The sequence below is a fragment of the Vibrio sp. 10N.222.49.C9 genome (assembly GCF_041474985.1).
Taxonomy (GTDB): Bacteria; Pseudomonadota; Gammaproteobacteria; order Enterobacterales; family Vibrionaceae; genus Vibrio; species Vibrio crassostreae_C.
Window position 1 is genome coordinate 1 of record NZ_JBFRVD010001258.1, and the last position, 427, is coordinate 427.

1 protein-coding gene is annotated in these 427 nt (G+C 36.1%); it reads right to left on the reverse strand.

Annotation, left to right across the window (positions count from 1 at the left end):
* Positions 1-399: hypothetical protein (locus AB4585_RS27810; protein WP_372171984.1), on the reverse strand; the 399-nt coding region annotated here is incomplete at its 3' end.
* Between the last annotated feature and the right edge of the window lie 28 nt (positions 400-427).

Sequence of the window (427 nt, forward strand, 5' to 3'; positions counted from 1 at the left end):
ATTTTTATTCATCCAATTTATCGTACTATTTATACCGTCGATCATACTGATTTTTTCGAAAGTATTATTCTTCTCAACTAGATTGCAATCTAAAACATTGTTGGTTGTCATATTTGTCAATCTAAAAGACGTCATCGGGAACTTTATTCCAACTAATTTACATACATCGCCTATCAGCGCCAAAGCTTTGAGTAACGCGTATGGAACTTTTGTAGGTTTACTACGCTTAGCTTCTATCGATATCTTGTCTGCCCAATCACCTGGATTTATTCCAGGGCTATCGCCAATATAGATAGGAAGTTTACCTTCGTGCTCTAGTTCACTCAAGGAAATGATTTGGTTGACTGCATTACCAACGTATCCAAATGTTTTCTTACCAAATCTTTCTCCAATATTCACAAAATGCCCTTTGAGTACGCTTCTGAAA